Source organism: Nocardia sp. NPDC006982 (assembly GCF_042869435.1).
Classification (GTDB): Bacteria; Actinomycetota; Actinomycetes; order Mycobacteriales; family Mycobacteriaceae; genus Nocardia.
In genome coordinates, this window is record NZ_JBIAFV010000002.1 from 804,707 (window position 1) to 830,828 (window position 26,122).

The following is a 26,122-nucleotide window of genomic DNA, read 5'->3' on the forward strand; positions in this document are numbered from 1 at the left end:
CTCGAACTGTGGATTCTCGAGGATGCGTCAAAACTCGGTTGGCACACAAGTACCAAAGAGTGCTAATCGGACACGACGAACGCAACGAGCCCGCGAACCGGTCGGTTCGCGGGCTCGCAGGCGGTAAAAGCTCAGCCGAAGATGAGGCCCTTGGCCTGGCCGACGGCGCGCGCAAAGCGCTCCTGCACGTCCTCCCAGTTGACGACGTTCCAGAACGCGGTCACGTAGTCCGCCTTGACGTTCTTGTACTGCAGGTAGAAGGCGTGCTCCCACATGTCGACCTGCAGCAGCGGGATGATGCCCAGCGGCACGTTGGCCTGCTGGTCGTAGAGCTGGAAGGTCAGCAGCTTCTGGCCGAGGGTGTCATAGCCGAGCACCGCCCAGCCGGAGCCCTGCAGGCCGTTGGCCGCTGCGGTGAACTGCGCGCGGAACTTGTCGAACGAACCGAACTGGTCGTCGATCGCGGCGGCCAGCTCGCCGGTCGGCTTGTCACCGCCGTTGGGGGAGAGGTTCTTCCACCAGATCGAGTGGTTGACGTGCCCGCCCAGGTGGAAGGCCAGGTTCTTTTCGTTCAGGAAGATCGCGCCGTGGTCGCCCGCCTCGCGTGCGGCCTCGAGCTTCTCCAGCGCGGTGTTGACGCCGGCGACATAGGCAGCGTGGTGCTTGGAATGATGAATCTCGTTGATCTGTCCGGAGATATGGGGCTCCAGGGCGCTGTAGTCGTAATCCAGATCTGGCAACGTGTACTCAGCCACGATGTCCCTTCCTAATGTCGGGCCGGGTGCGCCCGCCGTCTCGAACGCACTCAACCATCATTCGTACACCCGCTCGTTTGCAACCGCGCTCCTTGCCCCCACATTCCGCCGGGGCAACCTGCGCAGTGCGCTGGACAACTGACGGTACGACTGATTTCGTGAATACATGGGTAACTCGCCGGACACGTCCGAAAGTCGGCTGGGCACCCCACGCAGGACCTGAGATCAGGCTGTGCGGCACTCGACTCGTATGGCCTGAATACGCGGAGAGGCGGATGAGCACCATGTCCTGGTACGACGAACTGGTCGGACGGGTCCGTCTTCCCGAGCCGGCGATGGTGACGCCGGCGCAAGCGCTGCCCGGTCGTCCCGACCCGATATCGGTCCCGGATATCCATTATGTGAACGGGCGGCCGATCCATCCGCCGTTTCCGGAAGGTCTGCAGGTCGCGGTGGTGGCCATGGGCTGTTTCTGGGGTGCGGAACAGGAGTTCTGGCAACTCGACGGTGTCTTCACGACCGCGGTCGGGTACGTCGGGGGCTATACCCGCAACCCGACCTACGAAGAGGTCTGCAGTGGGCGCACCGGCCATACCGAGGCGGTGCTGATCGTCTTCGATCCGAACGTCATCGGCTACGCCGGTGTGCTGCGCCAGTTCTGGGAGAACCATGATCCGACCCAGGGCATGCGGCAGGGCAACGATCGCGGCACCCAGTACCGCTCGGCGCTCTTCACCGTCGACGCGGCGCAGGCGCGGCTCGCGCACAGCACCGCGCAGACCTTCGGTGAGCGGCTTGCTGCCGCGGGCTACGGCGAGATCACCACGGAGATCACCGAACTGCCCGGACAGGGCGGCACGGATCCGCTGCGGGCGCTGCCCGAATTCTTCTACGCCGAGAGCTACCACCAGCAGTATCTGGCCAAGAATCCCGGCGGCTACTGCCCCGTGCACGCCACCGGCGTCAGCTGTCCGGCCGGACTGGGTGCCTGAAAACAGAACCGCACACCCGATGACCGGGTGCGCGGTTCGAGGTGCACCGACTACAGCTGCGGCACGATTCCGGCGCGCAGGGTCCGCGGATCGCCCGCGTCATGCGCTTTCCACCAGCGCACCCCTCCCGCGATGAACTCTTTCAGCGGGATTTCGGCGCCATCGGCATCGTGAATCGTCATGTCGTCGAACCACACCCGCACATCGAGTTCGCGCGGGTCGATGCCCTCCTCCTGGGAGAACTCGATGACGTGCGTGGTGGCGTGGGAGTCGATCCGGGTGTCGAAGCTGAGCAGTTCACTCCAGTGCACCCAGCCGCTTTCGTCCACGTCGATGAATTCCCAGCCGTGCAGCCGACCGCCGCCGAAGCTGCGGATGGCCGTGTCCAGTTTGTCCAGCTGTAGCGGCAGCACCCTGGCCGCCACGTCGTCCCACTCCTGAATGCGCAGTGAGGCCGCGACTCGACCGACACCGGTGAATGTCAACTTCACGCGATAGTCCTCGGGCGCGGGGCCCTCGGCCGGAAGCGTCAGAACTTCCAGGTCGAGGCTCAATCGTGCGTTCGATGTATCGACCTCCACGCCTAGGCATGTGGCTTCGGAGAGTGCTGTGTTGAGTGCTGTTGTTTCCATTCCGTCGAGTAGCCCCCTGCTCAAGTTCATGCATCCAGGCTACCGACAGCACCTGCGGGAACCCGGTATTTCAGTTATTCGCTGGTGTTCTGGTTTTTTTGGGGAACCGATCCGCGACCGGCGGCGTCCAAGTAGATATCGGGACCTGCACAGCCTCAGATCCCGAAGCAGCGGCGAATGACCGCTCCGGGATGGCAAGGAGGGGAGTCTCGGATCGGTCGTTCGTACCGCGACCTGCTACAGCAAATCTTTCGGGATCGCCCGTTCGATCCGGTTCCGGCGCATCAGCCCTTGTAGATCGACAGCTGCTGGATAGTCGATATCCATGATTGGTGTGCTGTCAGATAGCTGGCCCTGTGGATCAAGTTGTGGATTATGTGGATAACTTTGACCGAGATATGCACAAGCGGCCCCCGGAGCGGGGCATCGGACAGGATCCAGAAGCACAGAACATACCCGAGGTAACGTGCCGATGTCGAGGCCGTGAAGTGCCTGTGGGTCACCGGCATAGCGGGGCCGGAACTCCCCGGTGGTGCGCCACCCATGGCAGGATCGAAGCGTGACGAGCCCCGAAGTGTCGTCGGTGCCGGTGGAAGCCGTACCGGACGAATTCGACAAGACCGAGCGTGTCGCGGCGGACGCCCCGGCGGCGATTCTTCTCGACGTGCGCGAGGACGACGAATGGCAGCTCGGACATGCGCCCGGGGCGATCCACATTCCGATGGCAGACGTGCCCGCCCGCGTCGACGAGCTGGACTACGACGCCCAGCTATATGTGATCTGCCGCCAGGGCGGCCGATCCATCGAGGTGGTCAAGTACCTGGCGCACATCGGATACGACGCGGTCAATGTCAGCGGTGGCATGGTGGCATGGCAGCGGGTGGGTCGACCATTGGTTGCGGACGGCGATCACCAGGCGAAGATCTACTGAGGAAAGAGAGGGGCGCCGTGAGTACGGTGGTACAACCTTGTGCGCGTTGCGGCGCGCGCTGGGCCGTGCAGACGACGCCGATGCACTGGTGCCCGCGCTGCCGTGGCGTGCTGTTGTCACCGGCGCCCATCGACGCCCCCGCCGAGCGGCGCAACTACCGCTGGGTGGCCCGCCGTCCCGATCAGCGCACCCGCAAGCTGAGCTCCGGTCGGCCGCGTCCGTCGGTGGAAATGCCGCGCTACCAGCAGATTCCGCGCTGGGGCCTACTGGATCCACCGGTCGAGTCCGCGCCTGCGTCACAACGGCCGCTGGACCGGCTGACCAATAGGGCCGGTGCGCTACTCATCGCGACCGCGACGGTTTTCGCGATCGCCGCCTGCGCCGAACTCGGGCGCTATCTGATCCTGCTGCGCAACCGCACCCGGCTGATTCCGTCGTGGCTGCTGCACATCTCCGATGCCATGGTGTGGCTTTCGGCATTGGTCGGCCTCGCCCTCGGGTTGATCACCGCGATCGCGATGCTCGGCTGGTTGATCGAAACGCGTCGGGCCGCCTTCGCCGCGGTCGGCCGCCGTGACCCGCGCTTGGTCCGGACGCTCGCACTCGGCTGTCTGATACCGGTGGTGAATCTGTTGTGGCCCGGTGTATTTCTCACCGAAACGGTCGCCGTGCGTCCGGATCCGCGGACGCTGCGGGCCGTGCGCATCTGGTGGGTTGGCTGGGTGCTCGGCGCGGGCTGCACGGTGGCGGCACTGCTGTGGCGGAACGCGGATACCCTGCAGGCCAAGGCGGACGGTGTGCTGTTCACCGCGTTCACCGATCTGGTCGCGGCCGGGGTCGCGGTGCTGACCTTCTGGGTGCAGCGGTCGATGTCGGGCCGGGATCTGTTCGGCCGCACCAGGATTGCGCGCCGGTGGGTGATCGCCGTCGATCCGGCGGCGCCCGTCATCGAACCGGTGCAGCCCGGTGGCGGCGCGGCGAAACAGCCCGTCGCACTCGAAACAAGTACACCGCACCGTGAGTACGAGGAGGTTTCGGCCAAGTGAGCCAGGGCAGTCGCGCACCGTTCGTCGTCGCGCACCGGGGATCATCGGCGGCGCTCCCGGAACATACGCTCGCCGCGTATGAACTGGCGCTGCAAGAGGGCGCCGATGGTGTGGAGTGCGATGTCCGGCTGACCAGGGACGGACATCTGGTCTGTGTGCACGACCGCACCGTAGACCGGACCTCGTCGGGCACCGGACTGGTCAGCGAAATGACCCTGGACGAACTCGAGGGACTCGACTTCGGGGCCGACGGCGCACCCGCATCGGTACTCACCCTCAGTCAATTGATCGAGCTGGTACTCGATTGGCGCAGCAGGCCGACCAAGCTGTTCATCGAGACCAAGCATCCGGTGCGCTACGGCGCGCTGGTGGAGAACAAGCTGCTCGCCGAACTCCAGCGCTTCGGCATCGCCACCCCCGCCTCCGCCGATCATTCTCGTGCGGTCGTCATGTCCTTCGCGGCCACCGCGGTCTGGCGAATCCGCCGTTCCGCACCGCTGCTGCCGACTGTCCTGCTCGGTGAATCATCGCGCTACCTGGGCGGCAGCGCCGCGACCACGGTCGGCGCGACGGCCGTCGGTCCCTCGGTGAAAACCCTGCGCGAACATCCGGACCTCGTCGACAAGGCTGCCGCCGCGGGCCGCGCCACCTACTGCTGGACGGTGGACGATCCCGACGATGTGCGCCTGTGCGCCGACCTGGGCGTCAGCTGGGTGGCCACCAACCACCCGGCCCGTACCAAGGCACTACTGGCCGCGGCCTGATCTACCCGCCCGAACAGCTGCGAATCAGACAGAGCGGCGCGCAGCACATCCCGCGTTCGACCCTGTAGTTTGACCTGCCGTGGGTAAAAGTAAGCGGAATAGTCCGAAGCCCGGAGGGAACCGGGCCCAGCGTCTCGCCGAGCGGCGGGCGGCCTTGGAACTGCAGGCAGCGCAGTCCGGTGCGCGTCCGTTCGAAGGGCTGGCCGCGGAGTGCGATCTGGTCGCGCTGCGCGAATTCGTGCCGTCGGCGACCGCGACGCTGCCGCTGTCGTCCGATATCGCCGCGGAGCGTTCCGTCGTGCTGGCCACGGTATTGCCGGGCGCGGTCGCCGGATTGGTGCGGGCGGGCGAGCCGCCGATCGGATACGTCGCCACGCAGGTGCAATTCCAAGGTCCGGATCCGGCCGCCGATATCGCGGCGGCGATCCTGTGGACGCAGTCCGCCGAACCCGGTGAATCGCTGACCGTGGCCGAAAGTGCCGAGGGCGGACCGCGATTAGCCGATGTGATCGATGCGGACGCACAGCTGGAACTGACCGTGCACCAGGACTTCGACTGGTGGGTACCCGAGGGCGTGCAGCCCGATCCGCAGGTCGCCGCGACCATCGAACAGGCCAAACAGGCGATCATGCCGTCCGCGCGACTGGATCTCGGCCCCGATGCGATCGGCGCGGGCTGGTGGGTCGACGCCGGTGATAAGGCGCATCTGCGCTGGGTGCGCCCGGAGAACGAGGACGATCTGATGCTGGCGCTCGCGCGGCTGCATGCTTCGGGCGGACTGCATCTCGGCGATGGCTCCCGTTTCGCGGGCTCGTTCCGCACGCACGGCCTACTGGTACCGGTATTCGACCTGGATCCGGAACTGCACGCCAGCGAGTGGACCAAACCGGCGATCGAATTCGGGGAACGCCTGGCGGCGGCGCTGGCCGACGACACCGCGCTCTCGGCGGAGGAGCGCCGCTCCCGCGATGGGCTGCGGTCGCGTCAGGTCACCCTCCGGTGATTTCCAGAAAATTACAGGGAATTTTGTGAAACACCCTCCTTTCTAATCAACCTCGGTTAGGTTCTCTGCATCACCGAAAGCTGGTGGTGGTGAGCGAAGTCTCACCGAAAGATGAGGAAAGTATGACCATCATGGAAGCCATTCTGGCGCTACTCAAGACGCTGCTCAGTTCCCTGAGCGCTGCATAAAATCGACAGGGCCGGCTCGTCGTGACGAGCCGGCCCTGATTCCGCTATGGGAATCGTGAATTAGATGCTGCCGCCCGCAGTGGACGGAGCGCCGGAAGCATCGCTCGGACCACTCATTTCACGAGCGACGAAACCCTCGAGGTCGAACAGGTTCGACCCGGCACGATCGGCGATGGTGAGCAGGGTCGTCATATTCGCGACTTCCTCCACCTGCTCCTTCAGGAACCACTGCATGAACTGTTCACCCAGGTAATCGCCCTCTTCGCGGGCGGTGCTCGCCAATTGGATGATCTGCTCGGTGACGTTCTTTTCCTGCGCGAGGGCCAGCGCGATCGGTTCACGTGCATTCTCGAAATGCGATTTCGCGGCGTCGATGCCGGAAAGCTCGACGCTGATATCCCGGTCCAGGAAGTACTGCACGATCATCATCGCGTGATTGCGCTCTTCGACCGCCTGCGCATAGAAACGCTTGGCCAGCTGCGGCAGATCCGCATTGTCGAACCACACCGCGATCGCGATGTATTGATGCTCGGCATTGAATTCGTGCCGGATCTGATCGTGGAGCAGGCCGTGAAATTTGCTGCGTGGAGACTCCGGATGGCTGGACATAGTTGCGACATTAGCGCTGGTCATGCCGCGTGTCATCCAAGTGCAGCCTTATTGAGGCTAGTGTTGCCTAATTAATTCTTGGCAGCACCGGCCATTCTCGGAGCGGAAATATCGGCGCGCGGTGTGGTGCGCAGCTCGCGCGCGATGAAGTCCTCGACATCGAACAGATCGCCCGCGGCACGGTCGATGACGGTCAGCAGGGTGGTCATCCCGGCGACGTCCTCCACCTGCTCCTTGAGGAACCACTGGATGAATTGCTCGCCGAGGTAGTCGCCGGAGGTCCGCGCGGTGCCGGCCAATTCGGTGATCTGCGCATTGCGGGCGCGCTCGGATTCCAGCAGAAAAACGACGGCGCCGCGCGGTGATTCGAAGGTGGATCGCACGTCGTCGAGGCCGCCTACCTGTACTTCTAGATTGCGGTCGAGCAGGTACTGCACCATGCGCAGGGCGTGCGAGCGGTGCTCGGCGGATTTGCCGTAGCTGTGTCTGGCCAACTGCGGCAGGCGATTCGAATCGAAGTAGACCGCCGCCGCCAGATACTGCTGTGAGGCGGTGAAGCCACGACGGATCTGGTCGCGCAACAGGTCCGGGAACGGCTCGTCGGCATCGGTATCGGGCATAGGCCCGACGCTACCTCGTGAGCAGATCGTCCGGGATAGGTTGGTCCTTCGCGAGGTCGTCGAAGAATTGACCCGCACGTTGCTTATCCCACAGCAATACATTTCCGCTATCGGTATCGGTGAAGCCGCCGATCGGGACGGTGGTCGCCACGGTATCGCCGCGCATCGCCCAGCCGAGCTGGCCGAGATTCCAGATGTGATCGCCTTTGTCGACCTTCAGCGATTTCGCGGTATCGCTGGCCAGCGGCCACAGCGTGAACGGATTGGCCAGCGTGCCCGCGCTGGTCGCCTTCTTCAGCAGGGCGGCCATGAACAGGCGCTGGTTGTTCATCCGGTCGATATCCGCGAGGGCCGTCGCACGGCTGCGGACGAAGCCCAACGCCTGCGGACCGTCCAGGGTTTGGCAGCCGGCAGCCAGATTGATGCCCGCGAGCGGATCGTCGATGGCCTTGGGCACGCAGAGATCGATGCCGCCGAGGGTATCGACGATGCCGGCGAAGCCGCCGAATCCGATCTGCGCGTAGTGATCGATATGCACGCCGGTCGCGGTTTCGACGGTCTGCACCAGCAGCGGTGCGCCACCGAAGGCGAAGGCGGCGTTGAGTTTGTCCTTGCCGTGGCCCGGAATGCTCACATACGAGTCGCGCGGCAGGCTGACCAGCGTGGTCGCCCCCGATTTCGGAATGTGCACCAGCATGATCGTGTCGGTGCGCTCGGGTCCGACCTCACCGCCGGTGGCGAGTTCCTGTTCCTGATCGGCCGTGAGTCCGGCCCGGCCGTCGGAGCCGACGAGCAGCCAGTTCGTCCCCGGGGTATCGCCGACGCGGTCGGAGTAGTTGGCGAGCGCGTCGATCCGGTTGAGCGAACCGTCGAGTTTGATGACGGCGCCGACCACCGCGAGGACCAGCGCCACCAACAGCACGAGGAACCAGCGGAAGGGGTGCCGTTTGCGACGACGGCGTGGTGGACGGGGTTCGCGGTCGCGGCGCGACGGCGGCAGGGATGGCGGCGGCGGGGGTTCCTTGCGGCGCGGGTGCAGGTTCCGCGGGTCCTGGTGGGGAACCGGCTGCTGCGGCGGCGCATAGCCGGGAACGCCGCGAGGCTGGGGTTCGTGATACGGCTGCGGCTGCTGCGTCGGCGCATGAGGTGGCCGGGAATTGCGCGGCGGCATCCGCGTTTCGGGCGGTACCTGCGAATATGCCAGCGGCGGTGCATAATTCGACCCGTCGCGGCGGATGACCTTGGTGGGGTCGATATGCCTCGGGTCCGGACCGGGTCCGCGACGACCCGGCGGATGCGGGTCGCGCCGCTGCGGCGGCATGGATGGCGCACCGGGATTTCCGAAGGGTTGCGGCTCCCGGCGCGTCCGGTCGTAGCGCTGGGGGTCGTCGCCGTTCATCACACAGACTCTACTGTTCGAGGGCCGTCGGGGGCTTGACGAGCGGCCGGAAGTTGGTGCGCTCGAGTGAGCGCTTGTCGATAATTCGCCGCAGGGACCGGCGGGTGTTACGGCAACCAGGAAACGTGACCGCGTAGCAATGTATAGCCGATATAGGCGACCGCATCGATCGTCGCGTGCGCCAGCACCAGCGGCCACAGCCGGTTGGTGCGCTGCCAGAATCGGCCGAAAATCACACCCATGACCAGATTGCCGAGCCCGCCGCCCAAGCCCTGATACAGGTGATAGCTCCCGCGCAGCAGCGCCGAAGCCAGCAGCGACCGGTTCTCCGACCAGCCGAGCCTGTGCAGTCGGGTGATGAGATAGGCCACAACCAGGATTTCCTCGGCCGCCGCATTCGCACAGGCAGACACGATGAGTGCCGGCAACCGCCACCAGTGGTCACCCAGTGAACTCGGCACGATCGTCACGCTGAACCCCAGCGCATGCGCGGCCAAGTAGAGCCCGAGCCCGGGTAGCCCGATGACCGCAGCGAGGATCAGTCCCGGCAGCACATCGGAACGCCAACGGACCCTGGCCAATCCGATCATCCGCGGCCCTATTCCACTGCGCCACAACAGATACAGCCCGAGCGCACCCCACCCGGCCAGCCGCATCGCACTGAGCAACTGGAAGAGCAGGTCGATGGTCGATTGCGCCGCCCGCGTCGGATTCAGCGCGACGGTCTGCCCGCCCACCCCGCCCGGCGACAGCGCGCTCTCGAGCAACGACAGCGCCGCATTCAACCCACTCAGCCCGAACGTCACCACCAGAACGACCAGGATTTCGAGCCGAATCCCCAGCCGCTCCCGATCGGTCAGCTCGGGCTCGTCCCCGGCACCGGTCTCAGCACGCATGCGTCCGAATCTATTGCCCGCGCCGTTCCGGCCCGGGCCTGGGCGCGTCAGATGCGGCGGAGGCCGTTCAGGAAGGGGCAGCCTGCGGGGTGCGGACGGCGCGGCCGAGGGATTCGATTGCCCGCCGCTGCTCCGACGGGCGCTGGGCGCGTCAGATGCGGCGCAGACCGTTCAGGAAGGGGCAGCCTGCGAGGGTGCGGACGGCGCGGCCGAGGGATTCGATGTCCTCGGCGGGGGCGTTGAAGGGGAGGCGGAAGTCGTGGTCGCCGTCGTGGCCTTCGATACGCAGGGTCACGCAGTAGCGGTCGATGGCCAGTGGGTGCACCGCGCCGGTCTGCAGGCGTGGCGGGAGGTGGCGGGCGAGTTGGGCGATGATGTCGGCGTGGTCGGCATCCATATGCTGCAGCCAGGCGGATTCCAGTGCGCAGAACGGATCCGGTTGCGCCAGTCGGAGCTCGTCGACGCAGACGGATTCGGCGCCGGCCGAGTCGGCCACCACCGCGGAGTTGATCATCACGCGCAACAGGGTCGCGCCGTGGCCGACATCGAGCAGGTCGGGATGCGGATGATCCTTGGCGACCTCGGCGGCCAGCGCCCGCAGCGCCTGCGTCGGCACCGCCCGCACCCACCCGCGCAGCCACACCAGCGCGCGCACCGGCTCCCGCAGCGGCAGCGGCGCATGATCGGTCAGCTCCAGCACCGCCGGCGCACCGCTCTCACCCGAATTCCCGGCCAAGACCGCGGCCATGGAAGCGGTCGGCACCGCGATCACCGCATCCCCGCACTGCCGCACGTGATGCACCGAAATCGGCGTCGGATCAATACCCGGCATCGCCAATACCGCCTGCTCCGCATGGGCGCACGCACTCCGAACCCGCTCAGCGGTTGACGGTGCAACAGTCGGCTTCAGCATGCAGGCCTCCATACGAGTCACGCGGTGCAATTAGGTTACCCTAAGCTAAGTCAGACTCTCGCTTTCCGCAACCGCTCCCAGCACCCGAATCCCGATAATTCCCCGCCCTGAGCCCCGACTTGCGGCAGCACCGGCGGCGCGCGCCCACCCCTTGCCGCCATCCTTCGCGAGCAGGCGGGCCGCGCGGGTCGAACGCGCGGAGCGGGCGGAGGTGGCACTGGCATGTGTAGGCGAGTGCGTGTCATCGGGCGACCCGGCGCGAGGGTGGACGCCGTCGGGTGGCCGACCGCCGTGCGCGGGCGGGGATTGGGCAGGTGGCCCCCCGAGCCCAGGCGAGCGGGGTGGTGGGTGGGCGTGGTTACGGTGGACGTATGGCGGATGGAGTGCAGGCGGCGCATGGGGTGGCGGGGGAGCCGGTGTTGCTTTCGTTGGCGGCGCCGTCGGCGGCGCGGCGGAGTTTGGATGAGGGGCTGGTGCGGGCGGTGGGGACCGGGGCGGCCGGCGTCCGGGTTCTCGACGCGGATGTGAGCGATGCGGAGATCGCCGGTTTTCTGGTCGGGGTCACGCACTCGGATGGCGGGTTCATTGCGCGCACCTCCGATGGGCAGCGCGCGCTGGCTATTGTCGCGGGAACGGTTGCGGCGTTGTGCGGTGAGGATATTCGGGCGGCGTTGGCTCGGCCCGATATCGCCTTTCTGACCTCGTTGAAGCCGCCCGCGGTCGAGGCTGCGCGCAGCGTGTTGCTAGCGATCGAATCCGATGCCCCCGACGATCTAGCTGGAACTCTGAGCATCCTCCGCGCACGCAAGTAATGTCGTAACCGTGCCGCGAATCGCGTACTTCGGGCCGTCCGGAACCTTTACCGAGATGGCCCTCGCCAAGCTCGAGTCCTCGCAAGCCTTCGACGGACCGGTCGAGCGGATTGCCGCGCCCAGCCAAAGCGCGGCGCTAGATCTCATCCGGTCCGGTGATGTCGAGGGTGCCGTTGTGCCGATCGAGAGTTCGGTCGAGGGCTCCATATCGTCGACCCTGGATTCGCTGGCCATCGGTCCGCGGCTACAGATCGTCGCCGAAACCGAGCTCGAGGTGAGCTTTGCGATCCTGGCCAGGCCGGGCACGGAGCTGGCCGATGTTCGCATCCTGGCCGCCTATCCGGTCGCCGGTGCCCAGGTGCGGCTGTGGATAGCGCGCACGCTGCCGAATGTCGAGATGTACACCTCGGCCTCGAATGCGGCCGCGGCCGAGGACGTCGCGGCCGGGCGTGCCGACGCCGCGGTCTCCACCGCGCTGGCCGGAGAACGCCTCGGTCTGACGGCGCTGGCGTCGGGTGTCGCCGACCACGACCAGGCGATTACCCGCTTCGTGCTGGTGACCCGCCCTCGAGTCGCGCCGTCGGCAACCGGTGTGGACCGCACCTCGATTGTGCTCGAGCTGCCCAACGAACCAGGCTCGCTCATGCGCGCGTTCGCCGAGTTCGCCACCCGCGGTATCGATCTCACCAGAATCGAATCCCGGCCCACCCGAACAGGTATGGGCACCTATCGCTTCTACCTCGACTGCGTCGGGCATATCGACGACACCGCGGTCGCCGAGGCACTCAAGGCATTGCACCGCACGGCGCGGATCCGTTTCCTCGGTTCCTGGCCCGCGACCTCGGCGACCGGAACCCCACCGCCCTCGGATGAACCGGCCGCCGAGTGGCTGACCCAATTGCGTAAGGGGGTGGCCGACCTATGACCGGCAGACTGATACTCGTTCGCCACGGCGAGACCGAAGGCAACGTAGCCAAGATCTTGGACACCCGTCTCCCCGGCCTACCGCTCACCGAACGTGGTGCGGCCCAAGCGAAAACATTCGGCTCGAGTCTGTTGAGACCGCCGAAGGCGCTGTTCTGCTCGGCCGCGCTGCGCGCCAGACAGACCGCCGGATACATCGAGGCGGCGACCGGCGTACCGGTCGAGGTGCTCGATGACATCCACGAAGTTCAGGTCGGCGAGATGGAGGGTCTGAACACCGGGGAAGCCCACTCGTACTTCCAGCGGATCTACCGCGCCTGGCACGAAGGCGATCTCGCCGAACGCGTCCCCGGCGGCGAATCCGGATACGACGTCCTGGCCCGCTTCCTACCGGTCGTCGAGGACCTGCGCACCAAATACCTGACCGATGGCAGCGACGGCGACATCCTGGTGGTCAGCCACGGCGCCGCCATGCGCTTGGTCTCCCGGAACCTCAGTGGTGTGGCACCGCCTTTCACCACCAACAACCACCTCGACAACACCGAAACCATCGAACTCGTCCCCCGCCCCGTGGGTGGCTGGGAATGCATCCGTTGGGGCCGCTTCACGCCACCCTTCGCCTACGAAGTGGCCCCAACCGCCGACGACCCTATGGGCTGAATCCCCTTGGGGCACAGTGCCCCGCTCAGCCCTCAGGCCAACGTCGGACTTCTCGGAAACTCTTCCCGCTCCGGCAAGGAATGGATCAGATCCTCCACGGCGGCGCGCAGGCGGGCGGGCGTACCGCTGGCCAGTGACGACCACTTGGTGCCGTCGTCGGCAACGCTCGCCGTCGAGATGAATCGTCCGTTGCGCGTGTTGAATACGGCGATGTGCTTGTCGACGATGTCGCGGGTGCCGTCCCCGTACAGCACGGCGCTGATCTGCGCATGCGAATGGATTTCGACCACGGCCGACGCGAGGGTTTGCGCGTCCTGCGCGGGAGTGCCAACCTTTGCGAGTCGTTCGGCGGTGGCAGCGGCATCACCGAGGTCCTCGAAGATCGTGGCAAGCTCCTCGGTCGGTGCGTTCATGCCGTAGAGCTCGAGCGGCGGGGCCGTGCCCAGCGCCGCTATCACGGTGCCGGCCAGGTCGATTCCCACTTCGTCGATCACATACGAGTCCTGCCCGCGAAGGGCGACGACGGAAAGGTCATCGCTCTTCGCCAGACAGAAACGACTCACGTACCCCTCGACGATCAGCCGCATGGTGACAATCCAGTGCGGGCGGTTCAGTACCCGCAGTCGGTCCTCCAAGTCGGGCTGAACCACGTTGTCTATCAGCAGGTCTCGTTGTTCGAGCGACTCGGCCGCGCGGGCCATTGCCGCCTGAAGCGCGGGCACACTGTCGAAGCGAGCGTATGCGTTCAGCACAACCGGAAGGTCATCGAGATCCAGCTTCTCGCGGAGAAACTGGATCTCGTCGGGCGACAGCACAACCGCCTCGAGTGCGGAGGGCCCACCACTGGTACCGAGGACGGTCACCCAACCGTCCCGGCGTTGGCGCCGATCACGCCGTCCGCGGCGAAGCGGCCGTCGGTGAAGTGATCGGACCGCAGGTCGACCTTGCTGTCGTGCTCGGACTCGTCGTCCTCGTCGCCACGAGCCTGGTTCCCCAGCAACGGGTTACCCGCGCCGCTGTTGCTCGACCGGGCTGGTGCGGCTTCGACAGATGCGACCGTCTCGGGTGCCGCTGTCGTTGTGTTGCCGCCGATGACGCTGCCCGTACCCCAGCCTTCCGGCAGTTTGAGCTGGGTGCCGCCCGCACCGGCCGAGATTCCGGAGAACGAGACCGCACGGGTCGCGGCCGCACTGCCCGCCGCGGCCATCGCGCCACCCATCGCCATCGGGGCCATGGTGCTCATCGGCGTGCTTGCCGCGGCGGTGACCGCATTGGTCGCCACACTGCCGACCGTCGAAACACCGGTGCTGACCACCGAACCGACCGCCTGTGCGGCCTGCGTGGCGGCACTGGCCACACCCGGGTTGGATACGAACGCCTGCACGGCGGCGACCGCCGTCGAGATCGGGTCGGTGGGCGCTCCGAACGCGGCATCGGCATTTCCGCTCGGCTCGGCCTGACCCGCGCCCGCAGCGATCGGCGGCGGCATCATGAAGTCGGCCGGTGTGGCCAACATCGCCGAGGTCGCCGCCTCATAGGTCTCCATCACCAGCGCCGCGCGGATGTCCATGGCGTTCCTGGCGACCTCGGCGGCCTCCATGGCGCCGCTGACGGCGCCGGCCGGGTTGGTCGAAGCGGCCAACGCGGCATTGACAGCCGCGATTTCGGGTGGACTCGGCATCGCGAGCGCGGCAACGCCGTAAGCGATGACGTTCGCCGCGGCCTTACCGCCCATCGCCGCGGCCTGCACGCCCTGCTGCTCGGACCAGCCGAGGAATCCGGTCAGCTTGCCGAGCGCGGCGATACCGTTGACGCCCTGCATGCCGACGCCGAGTTCGGCCATGACGCGGGCAACGGTGGTCGTCGCGTCGACCCAGGCGGCGGTGAGTGCGCCCCACGCGGTAGCGGCAGCCGAAATCGGGAGCGCGTGTGCGCCCGCGTGAAGGGTGGCCGAATTGACTTCGGATGGCCGGGCGATCCACACGACCCCGGTAACTCCTGCAACCATGCTTGTAACTCCCCTGAATGTCTGAATGGTGGTTGAGGACAGCGGTGTGGGCTAGACCTGAATTGCGTTGACTCCGGCGGCGCGCACGACGTCGCCGGCGATGTGCTGGGCCAGTTGCATACGCAGTGTCTGGGCAGCATGGTGCAGTTCGAGAATGCCCTGGGCGATCGAATGATCGTGGGTCACCGCGCCCTGGTTGAAGTGGCTGGCGGATACGAGCGAAACCTCTTCGGCACCGGACGGGATCACGTGTGTGGCCGGCGCGGTGATCATGGACGCTGCGGAAAGCCGCTCGGCGACCAGATCGAGTTCGGCCGCGGCAGCGAGAATGGCCTCGGGCGAGATCAGTACATGTCCAACCATGACTCGACTCCTTCTAGTGGCTGTGGGGCGGAACCACGAGAATTCCCCCTTCGAGTGATAGGACGCGACAGCAACGCGATCGGTTCCATCGAATCCCCAAGTTTCTTCCGGTCATCCGTGCTGGTTTCGCGCTCGTCGAGCCGAGCCCGAAATACAGCTTGGATAAGACTAGCCCCATCCCAGCTCATGCAACCGGTCTTCGTCAATGCCGAAATAGTGTGCAATCTCATGGATCACAGTGATCGCGACCTCCTCGACGACCTCGCGCTCATCGCCGCAGACGTCGAGAATCGCCTCGCGATAGATGGTTACGGTGTCCGGTAGCGAGCCGCCATAGTGACTGTCGCGTTCGGTCAACGCGATTCCGTGATAAAGCCCGAGCAGATGTGGATCCTCCGGATTGCGCGGTTCGATCAGCACGACCACATTGTCGATGGCGCGAGCCAACTCCGGCGGAATGAGATCGAGCGCATCGCCGACCAGCTCCTCGAACCGGTCCGCGGACATGGTCACCGCCATCAGCGCGGTTGCGGCTGCGGTGGCAGCGGTGCGGCGCCGGGCAGCGGGGCGGGGGTGGAGCGTCCGGAATTCGGCGGCGGCACCGGAGCCTGGCCGTTGATCAGGATCTCGCCCTTCGCCGATCCGGTGATCGGTGCGAAACCCTCACGGTCGGTGCCCTTTCCGATCATGCAGTCCAATTTGCGGCTGCCCGCCAGCCAGCTGCGTGCGTCGAGGTAGTCGAAGAACAGCGTCAACGTCTTATTGCGCACCGCGTCGGGTGAGCCGAGGTAGTCGTTGGCCGCCTTTGCGCACTCGTCCTCCATGAACTTGTCCTGGTCGTCCTTGGCGGGCGGGCCGCCGGAAAAGTGCTGGCCGAGGTCGACGGTGGACACGATCTCGACGGCATGCGCCTGCGCGCAGTCCACCGGATCGGTGGGCAGATTCTGATTGATACCAAGACAGGTGCCGGGCTCGAAGACCTTCGACTGATCGTGCTCGGTAGCGGCGCCGGTGGTCGGCAACGGAGTGCCGGTGCTACCGGAGAACTGGAGTCCGCAGCGCAGTGTTCGATCACCGTGCTTCCACCCGTCCGGACTCGGATACATCAGGCCGACGACATAGCGGCCGCGCGGATCGAACTTGCCGTTCAGGTACTGGTCGACGGCCGGGGTGCAGTGCTCTTCCTTGAGTTCGGTCAGTCGCAGCGAGTCCGGAAAGCGTGAGCCCGGACCGAATTCCACGCCGGGATATTTGGCCATATCGACATCGGCCGCGACCTCGAACAGATGCTTGTTGGAGCAGGCGACCTTCACCAGATCGCCGCGGTCCTGTTTGCTCCAGCTGAGGCAATCGCCCCTGGCCGCGGTGCCGAACTCCTTGTCCAAGGCGGTCTGGCCGGGCGAACCCGGATTGTGCGCCTCCAGACCCTTGTCGTTGTCGTAGCCGGTGATGAACAGACCGACCAGCGAGATGATGACGGCACCGGTCGCTGCGGCGAGCAATACCCAACGCAGCTTCGGCGCGGACAGATGCAGCTTGCCGTCGGCGACGGCGTCGCGGTCGATGATCACCGACTGCGGGAACGATTCCGCGCGCGAAGACCCGCCCGAGGGCGGCTCGGATTCGTGCGGGTCCATGGTCACATCATCAGCAGACATTGCGACCCATCATGTCAGCGTCTGATTGCTGGTGCCACGACCTGGTCGAATCGATTCGACGCGCCCCGGTCGTACCTATACGCGGTGCGTCATCCACGGAATGCGGACAGGAACAGACCGGGCAACCGCGCCGGATTGGCGGTCGCGTAGAACTCGGTCAGCTTGCGTCCCGTCGCGGCCGCGGTCGCGTTGTCGACGAACCACGGCGGCTTCGGCGACAGCGCCAGTTCGCCGCGCAGCAGCGACCGTGGCGACGGCCGGAACGGTCCGCTCACTACCGTGCGCTCCACATCGTCGAGCAGGAAGGCGTTGTGCACCACGCCGATTCCGCTCTGGACGTCATCGAGGGTGTGGCCGGGATACGCGCCCCAGGACGCGCGCGGGGCCAGGAAGGCCAGTGCGGTCCAGGCATTCACCGCGATGGCGCCGTAGCGCAGCCGTTCGACGGCGCGGTCGAAGGCGATGCCGAGCCGTTTGATGGTGTTCGGGTGCGCGATCACGTTGACACCGAGCGTCCCGATCACCTCGTCGTTCGCGAAATCGACCGCGCGCTGCAGGAATTCACCGCCGGTATGCGGCAGTTCGACCACGCCGAGCACCGGTGAGAAGTATTCGGTGCGCAGCAGCGGCGTTTCGGTCGACGGCAGGTTTTCGACGAGTACGCGTTCGTGATCCGGCCCGAGCCGCTCGGCGTCCGGATAGGAATCCAGTGCAGCGGCGACCCGATCGTCACTGCCCGGGTAGTAGGCCCGCCGTTGTGGCGCGCGCTCGATCGCGTCCCGAAGCTCGGCGAGGAACCGGTCCTTCTGCGGCCACCCCGCGCTCACCACCACCGCCTGGGTGGCGACGCAGTTGTACCCGCCGTTGTGCAGTCGCTGGGTCACGACGTGCTCGGCCTGGAAACGCAGGTCGGCATCCTCCCATTCGCCGGGCACCACGATGGTCGGCGAGACGCCGCCGAGTTCGCTGGTGATCGGCTTGTCCAGCAGCGGCCGGCCCGTGGCCTTGCCGTCCGGGCCCCAGACGATCGCGTCGTGGGTTCGCATACTGCCGGTCATGTGCACATGCGCGACGTCGCCGTGGTGCACCAGGTGCCCACCCGCCTCGGCCCCACCGGTCAATATCCGCAGTACGCCGAGCTCGATCAGCGGTGCGAAGACCATCTCGTACACCGTGAACAGCGGGTCGGTGATCGGATTCAGCTTGAGTGCCACCACCCGGTTGTGAGCGTAGAGCTCGTACAGCACGTCCAGCGGGGGAATGGAGGTGATATTGCCCGCGCCGAGGACCGCGCCGACGCCGCCCGTCGCGGTGGGATCGAGCTGGGCGAGTCCGGCGCGTCGGCGGGCGGTATCGGCGTCGACGCCGGGGCGCAGCCACACTTCGCCGTGAAAGCCGCTGAGCAGCAATCGGTCGTAGAAGTCGAGCGGCAGGATCGGCACCGCGACCCGCTCGCCGGGAGCCTCGGCCAATGCGACCCCGTCGAGCGGACTGCGCCCTTCCTCCAGCGCCGAGAGCGTGGCCGACAGCGCGGCGGTGGCCTGCAGCAGCGTCATCGGACCCGACATCCACTCCTCACCGACCAGCGGCGAGTCCGGATCCAGGCCCTTGATGGTGCGCGCGGCCCGCACCCACTCGTGGGAGAAGCGGCCGGTACGGGCGTGGATATCGTCGAGAAGTTCGCGGCGGCGCCGCAGCGGGGTGTGCGCCCACGTTTTCTCACCCGCGACCAGATCGGCCACTGCGTTATCAATAGCGGTTTCGTCGAAAGTTGTGCCCACAAGCCAACTATGCGCGCGTACATCGCGGCACGGTCCGCATCCTGGGATATCGGCGTGAAACAGCAATACCGCGACCATTAGGCTGGTCACCCATGATCGACCTCCGATTCCTGCGGGACAACCCCGACGCGGTCCGCGCCTCGCAGCGCGCCCGCGGCGAAGACCCCGCCCTCGTCGACGCCCTGCTCGAGGCGGACGCGGCGCGCCGTGCGGCGGTGGCCAACGCCGATAACCTGCGCGCCGAGCACAAGGCGATGGGCAAGCTGATCGGCAAGGCGAAGCCGGAGGAACGGTCCGTCCTGCTGGAACAGGCGCAGGAGATGTCGGCGAAGGTCAAGGAGGCCGAGGCCGCGCAGCATGCCGCCGACGCCGATATGGACACCGCCCATCGTGCCATCTCGAACGTGGTCCAGGAAGGCGCCCCGGCGGGCGGCGAGGACGACTACATCGTGCTCGAGACCATCGGCACGCCAAGGGAATTCGACTTCGAGCCCAAGGACCACGTAGAGCTCGGCGAGTCGCTCGGTCTGTTCGATATGGAACGCGGCGCGAAGGTTTCGGGCGCGCGCTTCTACTTCATGACCGGTTACGGTGCGCTGCTGCAGCTGGGTCTGTTGCAACTCGCCGCGCAGAAGGCGGTGGCCAACGGGTTCACCATGATGATTCCGCCGGTGCTGGTGCGCCCGGAGATCATGGCCGGTACCGGATTCCTCGGCAAGCACAGCGCCGAGGTCTACCACCTCGAGGAGGACGAGCTGTACCTGGTCGGCACCTCGGAGGTGCCGCTGGCGGGCTACCACTCGGACGAGATCCTGGACCTGAGCGCCGGCCCGAAGCGCTATGCGGGCTGGTCGTCGTGTTTCCGGCGCGAGGCTGGCAGCTACGGCAAGGACACCCGCGGCATCATCCGGGTGCACCAATTCGACAAGATCGAAATGTTCGTGTTCACCACGCCCGATGAGGCCGCGGCCGAGCACAAACGTCTCCTCGCCTGGGAGCAGGACATGCTCGCGGCCGTCGAGGTGCCTTATCGAATTATCGATGTCGCCGCGGGCGATCTGGGCAGTTCGGCCGCGCGTAAATTCGACTGCGAGGCTTGGGTGCCCTCCCAGCAGACCTACCGCGAGCTCACCTCGACCTCGAACTGCACCACCTTCCAGGCTCGCCGCCTCGCTGTGCGCTATCGCGACGAGAACGGAAAGCCACAGATCGCAGCCACTTTGAACGGGACGCTGGCGACCACGCGCTGGATTGTGGCGATCCTGGAGAACAATCAGCAGGCTGATGGTTCTGTCCGGGTGCCTGCCGCGCTGGTACCGTTCGTCGGTACCGAGGTGCTGACACCACCGCGATAACATCTCGAATTAGCCCGTCCCACATTGCCTACAGGTAAATAGCTAGGGGTTCGCCATGCCGGATTCACAGGATGTGGCAACTGTCGGTAATTTCTATGTCTAGGCTATTCCCTGTGCGAGGAATCGGGTCTCGCGGCGATACCCGAACCCGGGTGCGGGCCGCGTCTGCGTTGGCGACGGCAATGGTCATGTCCCGGACCACCGGTGCCTTCTACGTCATGGGGGGCGCGCTCGGCCTGCTGATCACGGGAATCGCCCCGGGCAGCGAAGGCAATCGACCACTGGTGGGTACCGCCGCCGCGGTGGCGCTGCTGCTCGGACTCAGCCTGCTCGGCTGGGGTCCGCGGTTGCCGCATGGGATTCACCATGGTTATGTCGCGATTGCGACGGTATTGGTGACGGTCGCGGTATATGCGTTCCCGAATACCGTCGGCGCGATCAGTCTCGCCTCCTTCTATGTATTCGTGGCCTGTGATGCCGCATTGTTCTTCGCATGGCCGCAGGCATTCGCGCACATAGCGTTCGCTATGGCCATGTGCCTGTGGGTGATGCCGACGCGGCCGGTGCATCCCACATTGCCGTGGTGGTCCGGGTTGATTCCGGCCGGTGTGACGTTCGGCGTCGGCGTGGTGGTCGGCATCCTGACCCGAATGGCTTCCGAGGCCGATATCGATGTGCTCACCGGACTGCTCAACCGGCGCGGTTTCGACCGGGCGCTGAACGGCGCGATCGAAACCGCCACCCGCACCGGTCAGGGGCTGGCGCTGGTGCTGGTCGACCTCGACCGCTTCCAGAAGATCAACGACCACCTCGGCCATCGCGCGGGCGATGCGGTGCTGCAGCGGGTCGCCGATACCTGGTCGAAGTTGCTCGCGCCCGATCAGCGCCTCGCCCGCTACGGCGGTGACGCCTTCGCGCTGCTACTGCCGAATACCACCGAGCAGGCGGCGATTCTGCTGACCGAGCAGTTGCGGGCATCGGTGACCACCGGGTGTTCGGCCGGTGTCACCTCGTGGCAACCGGGTGAGTCGGGTTCGCTGCTGGTGAGTCGGGCCGATGTCGGTCTGTACCGGGCCAAGCAGGCGGGGCGCAACCGGACGGTGCTGGAGTCGTCGCGGCAGTTGCCGTTGGCGGTCGAGTTGCGCGAGGCGATCGACCGGGGCGCACTCGATGTGCACTACCAGCCGATCGTCAGCCTGACCGAGGGCGGCGGCAAGGCGGTCGGTGTCGAGGCGCTGCTGCGCTGGTCATCGAGTGCGCAGCCGGACGTCACCACCGAGGGACTGATCCGGGTTGCCGAGGAGTACGACCTCATCTCCGATCTGGACGAGCTGGTATTGCGTCGGGCCTGCGCGGACGCGGCTCGCTTGCAGGAGACCTTCGCACAACTGGATCTGACGCTGAACGTCAATGTCAGCGGTCTGGAACTGGCCGAGACCGGTTATGCGGACCGCGTAGCCAATATCCTGGCGAGCACCGGCTGGCCTGCCGATCAATTGGTGCTCGAGGTGACCGAGAGCGAGCTGGCGGCCGAATCCCAAACAGCCATCGGCAATCTGCACATCCTGCGCGAGCGTGGCGTCCGCATCGCGATCGACGACTTCGGCACGGGCTACTCCTCGCTGAGCCGCCTGGCCACCCTGCCCAGCGACATCCTCAAGGTCGACCAGTCCTTTGTCGCCGCGATCCGTTCGGACTCGCCCGCGCCGCCACTGCTCGGCGTGATCGCCGCACTGAGCAGTGCGCTGGACCTGCAGGTGATCGCCGAGGGCGTGGAGACCGAATACCAGGCCGCGGTGCTGACCGAACTCGGTTTCGCGCTGGCCCAGGGCTATCACTACAGCGATTCGCATCCGGTCTCGGAACTGATCACCGATCTGAACGAGCATCAGGGGCGGGTCGGCCCAGGGCTCAACGATCGGGAACTCGGCGATGGGGACCTGCATACCGCCAACGGATGGTTGCCGCTCGGCTGAGTGCGTCCAGAAAATCGCTTGACGTGCTCGGGGGCGGGTCGTCAGGCTGACGGTATGCGTTTGATCATCTACAACTATTGAGCCGATAGGTCGCTAACCGGCGGGATCGGTTTGCGCACACTTACGGTGCGGGCGGTGCTCTTCAAGGGCATCGGTGATCTGATTCCGTTGTATGCGTTGTATGCGGTGTTGTTCGCCGATCATGGGTTGAATACCGGGCAGATCTCGTCGCTGCTGGCGATGTGGTCGGCGACCGTGTTCCTGCTCGAAGTGCCATCGGGTGCCTGGGCCGATACGGTGTCGCGGCGTGGCCTGCTCGTAACGAGCGGTGTGCTGCTGACCGCCGGTTTCGCGTGCTGGACTGTGCTGCCGACCTACTTGGGTTTCGCGGTCGGTTTCGTGCTGTGGGGTACCTCTGGTGCGCTGGTGTCGGGGACGTTCGAGGCATTGCTCTATGACGAGCTCGTCGCCCGGAACGAGCAGCGGGCGTATCCGCGCATTATCGGATATGCCAGGGCGGCATCGGAAGCCGCGATCGTGATCGCGATCCTTGCCGCAACGCCGTTGTATATCTGGGGCGGCTATCCGTTGCTCGGCTGGTGCAGCGTGGCGTTCGCGGCGGTGCACACCCTGGTCGGGCTGTCGTTGCCGAGCGCGCCGAAGGCTGTATCGGCCGCGGCGGTCGAGGATCTGGATGATTCGGCCGGCTCGTCCGAGATTGTGGTTGCCCCAACTCGCGAGGTCCCGTTACAGGAGTCGAGCGCGTCCCGGGTGGTCGCTGCAGCTGGGCAGTTGGATCGTGACAGTGCACAGGGACCGGCGCAGAGTGGGAGTGTGGCGGCGGACGGAAGCCTTCGGCGACAACCCACGCTGACAGCCGATTCCGGATCGCCGGGTGTCCATCTCGCTGCGTCGATCTCGACGGAATCACGGCCGTTCGCGACGTATCTGAACATGCTTCGGACCGGTGTGGGGGAGGCGATTCGGGTGCGTACCGTGCGTAATGGCGTGGCATTGGGGGCGCTGCTGCTCGGGGTTACGGCCTTCGATGAGTACTTCGCCTTGCTCGCCCAGGAGGTCGGGGTGGAGACGGCGGTGGTGCCGGTGCTGGTCGGTATCACGGTTGTCGGTTCGCTGGTGGGTTCGGTGATGGCGGGGCGCACCGAGGGCATGTCGGCGCGCGCCATGGCGATCGCGGTGGCGCTGGGTGGTGTGCTGTTCGTCGGCGGCGCGGTGGTCGCCGGTCTCGCCGTGCGCTGGCCGGGTGCGGTGTATGTGCTTGCGGGCGTGGGATTTACGGCGATCGGTGTTTCCTACGGCATCGTCTACAACGCCAGCGTTGTGGCGGGGGCTCGGCTGCAGGACGCGATCGAAGGTCCGGCGCGGGCGACGGTCACTTCGGTGTCCGGACTCGCCTCGGAGGTTGTCGCGCTGGCGGTATTCGGTTTCGCCTCAGTCGCGACGATGTGGCTGTCGATGTCGACAACGGTCGCGCTGCTGGGTGCATCCGTGCTCGCGATTGCCCTGCTGATTCCTTCCTCGCTACCGCGTCGGAAGTCCGATTCGTAGGTATCTCGCGTAACACCGCTGCCGACGGGCGGCACCATCACCCGTTCGTCAGCTGAGCGTTGATTCGATGAGATGGGTAGCGGTCAGCAGGAACTGATCGGTGGAGCGGTCGATCAGCGTGTCGCGGGATATCGCGAGGGTGCCCGTCAGCCAGCTGTTGGTGGTCTCCCATAGCCCACCGAGCAGGTGGGTGGCGGCGAATTCGGCTTGGTCACCGGCACTTTCGACGATATCGGCACCGATCTCCTCGGCGCAGACCGCCATCATGATGCCCGCGAACGAGCGCATCACCTCGGCCCGGCGCCTGAGCAGCGCCGGATTCAGTTGCGCCTCGACGGTGACGATGCGGGACTTGCGTGGATCGTCGGCGATCAGGTCGACGGCCGCGGCGATGGCTGCTCGGGTCTTGGCGCGGATGTCGGCATCGGTCTCCATGAATGCGGTGACCACGGCCTGGCCGATTTCGTCGACGATGCGCTCGAACAGCTCGCTGAAAACGGTGTCGAGGTCGCTGAAGCTCTCGTAGTAGTAGCGCTCGGAGAGTTTGGCCCGGGTGCACAGTCCGGAGATGGTGAGCTTGGCGAATCCCGAGGTCCCGATGATTTCCTGCGCGGCGTCGAGCAGTGCGGCGCGGCGGCGGGCGCGGCGCTGTTCGATCGGTATGCCGCCGTAGGACCGCGAGGTAGTAGCCATTGCGCTCCATTCTGGCATAGATCCTTGCCAGATATTCGAATTTGTGAGACGGTCTTGTCAGAATGTGCTCGGCCTGGGCGCGAACCTCTCTTGCGATGGGTGAAATGCAATGACGCATGACAACCAGCTCCTGCCCACTCCGCCGCTGTTCACGGAGTTCCCGTTCCGGTACGCGGTGCCGGTGCTGGCGCCCGGCGATCTGCGCTGCACCGCCGCGCAGCGGGATTCGTTCCGCCGGTTCACGCAGGTCGGGGATCCACTCGCGGACGATGTGGTCGCGATGTTCAAGCGGCTGCCGGTCGGTGAGGGCCGGCGGATGTTCGAGATGGCCGTGGAACGCGGTATCGATGCGGTGCCGAACGCGCCCGCCGAGTTGACGGCATTCTTCGGTCGGGTCGAGACGGACCCGTACTGGCTGGACCGCACCAAGATCGACCGCGGTGCCCGGGTGGTGGAACGCACCAGCGTCTGGGGCGGCATCGCGATGGGCATGTTCGCGCTGATGGGCGGCTATCTGGCCGCCCGCGCGGATAAGACACTGGTCGGCACCGGCGACCTCGACGCCATGGCGCCGCGCCGCCTGGCCGAAACCACCCAGTGGTGGCTCGACGTCACGACTCCCGGTGGGCTGCAACGCAATCAGGTCGGCTACAAGAGTGTGCTGCGGGTACGGCTGATGCACGCGCTGGTCCGGGCGGGTATGAATCGACGTCCAGATTGGGATTACGAAGCCTGGGACCATCCGGTGAACCAGGTGCTCACCGTCGGCACGCTCGGGCTGTTCTCGATGGCGAATCTGGTTGGCGCACAGGCGCTCGGCCTGCGCTTCTCGGCGCAGGAGAAGGATGCCGTATTCCAGCTCTGGCGCTATGTCGGCTTCCTGCTCGGCATCGACGCCGAAATCCTGCCGACCAATGAAACCGATACCTGGCGCGCTTTCTGGATCCTCGCCGATACCGAATTCATTCCCGACGAGGACTCCCGCCGCTTGGCCCAGGCCCTGGTCCCAGCCGCGGGTGGCCTGTTCATCGGCACCGACACCGCAGTTCAGCGCCTGATCCGCCGCGTGATCACCAGTTATATGGTCGCCTACAGCCGAATCGTCCTCGGCCCGACCAACTCCGATTTCCTCGGCCTGGAGAACAGTAAATTCTTCCAGAGCGCCGTCATGGCCACCGCCGTAGTCAACGGCGCATTGGAAGTACCCCGCCAACTCATCCCCGGCGCCACCCGCTTCCAGGAACGACTCGGTGCCCGAATCCGCGCCCGCCTGGTTCGCGGCTCCATCGCTCGCAACGGGGGCGACCGCACCTACGCTCGTCACGACACCTACGCCGCCCGCACCACCCTGCGCGCCGGGTAACCGATGGCCTGTGCGCTAGGTGGTCGGCCTGCGGCTCGTTCTGACCGATGCCGCCGTGGCATCACCGCGAGCTCTCGCGTGACCTTCGGTGGATGGCCGCGGTCAGTGCTTGGCCACGAATCGTCCTGAAAGTGGTGGCTGCCAGCCCGCTCGAAGCACTCTGCACGCAGCGATGCAGCCGAACGACGGTCGCATATCGTGTGATTGCCTCG

General features: G+C 66.0%; 26 protein-coding genes. 12 read left to right on the forward strand and 14 right to left on the reverse strand.

Features of this window, described 5'->3' with window-relative positions:
* Positions 1-131: 131 nt before the first annotated feature.
* Positions 132-755, reverse strand: a complete 624-nt coding sequence (locus ACFYOW_RS12595) for a superoxide dismutase (protein ID WP_063044086.1) — start codon at positions 753-755, stop codon at positions 132-134.
* A gap of 284 nt (positions 756-1,039) precedes the next feature.
* On the opposite strand from ACFYOW_RS12595, the gene msrA reads away from it, so the two are divergent.
* Positions 1,040-1,747: a peptide-methionine (S)-S-oxide reductase MsrA gene (gene msrA, locus ACFYOW_RS12600; protein ID WP_387287512.1), complete on the forward strand. Its 708-nt coding sequence runs from the start codon at positions 1,040-1,042 to the stop codon at positions 1,745-1,747.
* A 50-nt stretch (positions 1,748-1,797) separates the two neighbouring features.
* Here the strand turns inward: msrA and ACFYOW_RS12605 are convergent, their stop codons facing one another.
* Positions 1,798-2,409, reverse strand: a complete 612-nt coding sequence (locus tag ACFYOW_RS12605) for a hypothetical protein (RefSeq protein WP_387287206.1) — start codon at positions 2,407-2,409, stop codon at positions 1,798-1,800.
* A 529-nt stretch (positions 2,410-2,938) separates the two neighbouring features.
* On the opposite strand from ACFYOW_RS12605, the gene ACFYOW_RS12610 reads away from it, so the two are divergent.
* The 4 genes from ACFYOW_RS12610 (at position 2,939) to ACFYOW_RS12625 (ending at position 6,123) form a co-directional block, all read left to right on the forward strand.
* Positions 2,939-3,310: a rhodanese-like domain-containing protein gene (locus ACFYOW_RS12610; protein ID WP_040685721.1), complete on the forward strand. Its 372-nt coding sequence runs from the start codon at positions 2,939-2,941 to the stop codon at positions 3,308-3,310.
* Between the two features lie 17 nt (positions 3,311-3,327).
* Positions 3,328-4,356: a DUF4328 domain-containing protein gene (locus ACFYOW_RS12615; protein ID WP_387287208.1), complete on the forward strand. Its 1,029-nt coding sequence runs from the start codon at positions 3,328-3,330 to the stop codon at positions 4,354-4,356.
* Positions 4,353-5,120, forward strand: coding sequence for a glycerophosphodiester phosphodiesterase (locus ACFYOW_RS12620; protein WP_387287210.1), 768 nt, complete (start codon positions 4,353-4,355; stop codon positions 5,118-5,120). Before ACFYOW_RS12615 ends, ACFYOW_RS12620 begins: the two co-directional genes overlap by 4 nt.
* Positions 5,121-5,199: 79 nt before the next feature.
* Complete coding sequence (locus ACFYOW_RS12625; protein WP_387287212.1) at positions 5,200-6,123, forward strand: DUF5926 family protein; 924 nt, start codon at positions 5,200-5,202, stop codon at positions 6,121-6,123.
* Between the two features lie 248 nt (positions 6,124-6,371).
* On the opposite strand, the gene ACFYOW_RS12630 is transcribed toward ACFYOW_RS12625, so the two are convergent.
* The 5 genes from ACFYOW_RS12630 to ACFYOW_RS12650 form a co-directional block, all read right to left on the reverse strand.
* Positions 6,372-6,920 (reverse strand): ferritin, encoded by a 549-nt coding sequence (locus ACFYOW_RS12630; protein ID WP_387287214.1) that lies wholly within the window; start codon positions 6,918-6,920, stop codon positions 6,372-6,374.
* Between the two features lie 71 nt (positions 6,921-6,991).
* A complete protein-coding gene (locus ACFYOW_RS12635; protein ID WP_387287216.1) occupies positions 6,992-7,540 on the reverse strand; it encodes a ferritin in 549 nt (182 codons plus the stop codon).
* Between the two features lie 10 nt (positions 7,541-7,550).
* Complete coding sequence (locus ACFYOW_RS12640; RefSeq protein WP_387287218.1) at positions 7,551-8,939, reverse strand: LCP family protein; 1,389 nt, start codon at positions 8,937-8,939, stop codon at positions 7,551-7,553.
* A gap of 107 nt (positions 8,940-9,046) precedes the next feature.
* A complete protein-coding gene (locus ACFYOW_RS12645) occupies positions 9,047-9,835 on the reverse strand; it encodes a CPBP family intramembrane glutamic endopeptidase (RefSeq protein WP_387287220.1) in 789 nt (262 codons plus the stop codon).
* A 151-nt stretch (positions 9,836-9,986) separates the two neighbouring features.
* A complete protein-coding gene (locus tag ACFYOW_RS12650; RefSeq protein WP_387287223.1) occupies positions 9,987-10,748 on the reverse strand; it encodes a DUF2470 domain-containing protein in 762 nt (253 codons plus the stop codon).
* A gap of 371 nt (positions 10,749-11,119) precedes the next feature.
* On the opposite strand from ACFYOW_RS12650, the gene ACFYOW_RS12655 reads away from it, so the two are divergent.
* Genes ACFYOW_RS12655 through ACFYOW_RS12665 form a run of 3 tightly spaced genes read left to right on the forward strand, consistent with a single transcriptional unit; the run spans position 11,120 to position 13,144 of the window.
* Complete coding sequence (locus ACFYOW_RS12655; RefSeq protein ID WP_387287225.1) at positions 11,120-11,560, forward strand: hypothetical protein; 441 nt, start codon at positions 11,120-11,122, stop codon at positions 11,558-11,560.
* A 10-nt stretch (positions 11,561-11,570) separates the two neighbouring features.
* Positions 11,571-12,485, forward strand: a complete 915-nt coding sequence (gene pheA / locus ACFYOW_RS12660) for a prephenate dehydratase (protein ID WP_387287227.1) — start codon at positions 11,571-11,573, stop codon at positions 12,483-12,485.
* Entirely contained in the window at positions 12,482-13,144 is a 663-nt protein-coding gene (locus ACFYOW_RS12665; RefSeq protein WP_387287228.1) for a histidine phosphatase family protein, read from the forward strand. The genes pheA and ACFYOW_RS12665 overlap by 4 nt, the downstream gene beginning before the upstream one ends.
* A 32-nt stretch (positions 13,145-13,176) precedes the next feature.
* Here the strand turns inward: ACFYOW_RS12665 and ACFYOW_RS12670 are convergent, their stop codons facing one another.
* From ACFYOW_RS12670 to ACFYOW_RS12695, 6 genes are all read right to left on the reverse strand, one after another.
* Positions 13,177-14,007 (reverse strand): ESX secretion-associated protein EspG, encoded by an 831-nt coding sequence (locus tag ACFYOW_RS12670; RefSeq protein WP_387287230.1) that lies wholly within the window; start codon positions 14,005-14,007, stop codon positions 13,177-13,179.
* Entirely contained in the window at positions 14,004-15,152 is a 1,149-nt protein-coding gene (locus ACFYOW_RS12675; protein ID WP_387287231.1) for a PPE family protein, read from the reverse strand. The genes ACFYOW_RS12670 and ACFYOW_RS12675 overlap by 4 nt, the downstream gene beginning before the upstream one ends.
* Before the next feature lie 51 nt (positions 15,153-15,203).
* Positions 15,204-15,515: a PE family protein gene (locus ACFYOW_RS12680; protein ID WP_387287233.1), complete on the reverse strand. Its 312-nt coding sequence runs from the start codon at positions 15,513-15,515 to the stop codon at positions 15,204-15,206.
* Positions 15,516-15,683: 168 nt separating this feature from the next.
* A complete protein-coding gene (locus ACFYOW_RS12685; protein WP_387287235.1) occupies positions 15,684-16,034 on the reverse strand; it encodes a metallopeptidase family protein in 351 nt (116 codons plus the stop codon).
* Positions 16,034-17,173 carry a septum formation family protein gene (locus ACFYOW_RS12690; protein ID WP_387287237.1) on the reverse strand — a complete coding sequence of 380 codons (1,140 nt, stop codon included), beginning with the start codon at positions 17,171-17,173 and terminating at the stop codon, positions 16,034-16,036. Before ACFYOW_RS12690 ends, ACFYOW_RS12685 begins: the two co-directional genes overlap by 1 nt.
* Before the next feature lie 89 nt (positions 17,174-17,262).
* The gene (locus ACFYOW_RS12695) at positions 17,263-18,954 is read right to left on the reverse strand and encodes an aldehyde dehydrogenase family protein (protein ID WP_387287238.1); all 1,692 of its coding nucleotides are present in this window, start codon (positions 18,952-18,954) and stop codon (positions 17,263-17,265) included.
* A 92-nt stretch (positions 18,955-19,046) separates the two neighbouring features.
* Between ACFYOW_RS12695 and serS the strand changes: the two genes are divergently transcribed.
* The 3 genes from serS to ACFYOW_RS12710 all read left to right on the forward strand — a co-directional run bounded on the left by serS (position 19,047) and on the right by ACFYOW_RS12710 (position 23,854).
* Positions 19,047-20,309, forward strand: a complete 1,263-nt coding sequence (gene serS / locus ACFYOW_RS12700) for a serine--tRNA ligase (protein ID WP_387287240.1) — start codon at positions 19,047-19,049, stop codon at positions 20,307-20,309.
* Between the two features lie 113 nt (positions 20,310-20,422).
* The gene (locus ACFYOW_RS12705; protein ID WP_387287243.1) at positions 20,423-22,285 is read left to right on the forward strand and encodes a putative bifunctional diguanylate cyclase/phosphodiesterase; all 1,863 of its coding nucleotides are present in this window, start codon (positions 20,423-20,425) and stop codon (positions 22,283-22,285) included.
* Positions 22,286-22,396: 111 nt separating this feature from the next.
* Positions 22,397-23,854: an MFS transporter gene (locus ACFYOW_RS12710; protein WP_387287245.1), complete on the forward strand. Its 1,458-nt coding sequence runs from the start codon at positions 22,397-22,399 to the stop codon at positions 23,852-23,854.
* A 48-nt stretch (positions 23,855-23,902) separates the two neighbouring features.
* Here ACFYOW_RS12710 and ACFYOW_RS12715 read toward each other — a convergent pair whose 3' ends face one another.
* The gene (locus ACFYOW_RS12715; protein WP_387287248.1) at positions 23,903-24,547 is read right to left on the reverse strand and encodes a TetR/AcrR family transcriptional regulator; all 645 of its coding nucleotides are present in this window, start codon (positions 24,545-24,547) and stop codon (positions 23,903-23,905) included.
* A gap of 109 nt (positions 24,548-24,656) precedes the next feature.
* Here ACFYOW_RS12715 and ACFYOW_RS12720 point away from each other — a divergent pair, with 109 nt between their 5' ends.
* Positions 24,657-25,910, forward strand: coding sequence for an oxygenase MpaB family protein (locus tag ACFYOW_RS12720; protein ID WP_387287250.1), 1,254 nt, complete (start codon positions 24,657-24,659; stop codon positions 25,908-25,910).
* The last annotated feature ends 212 nt before the right edge of the window (positions 25,911-26,122 follow it).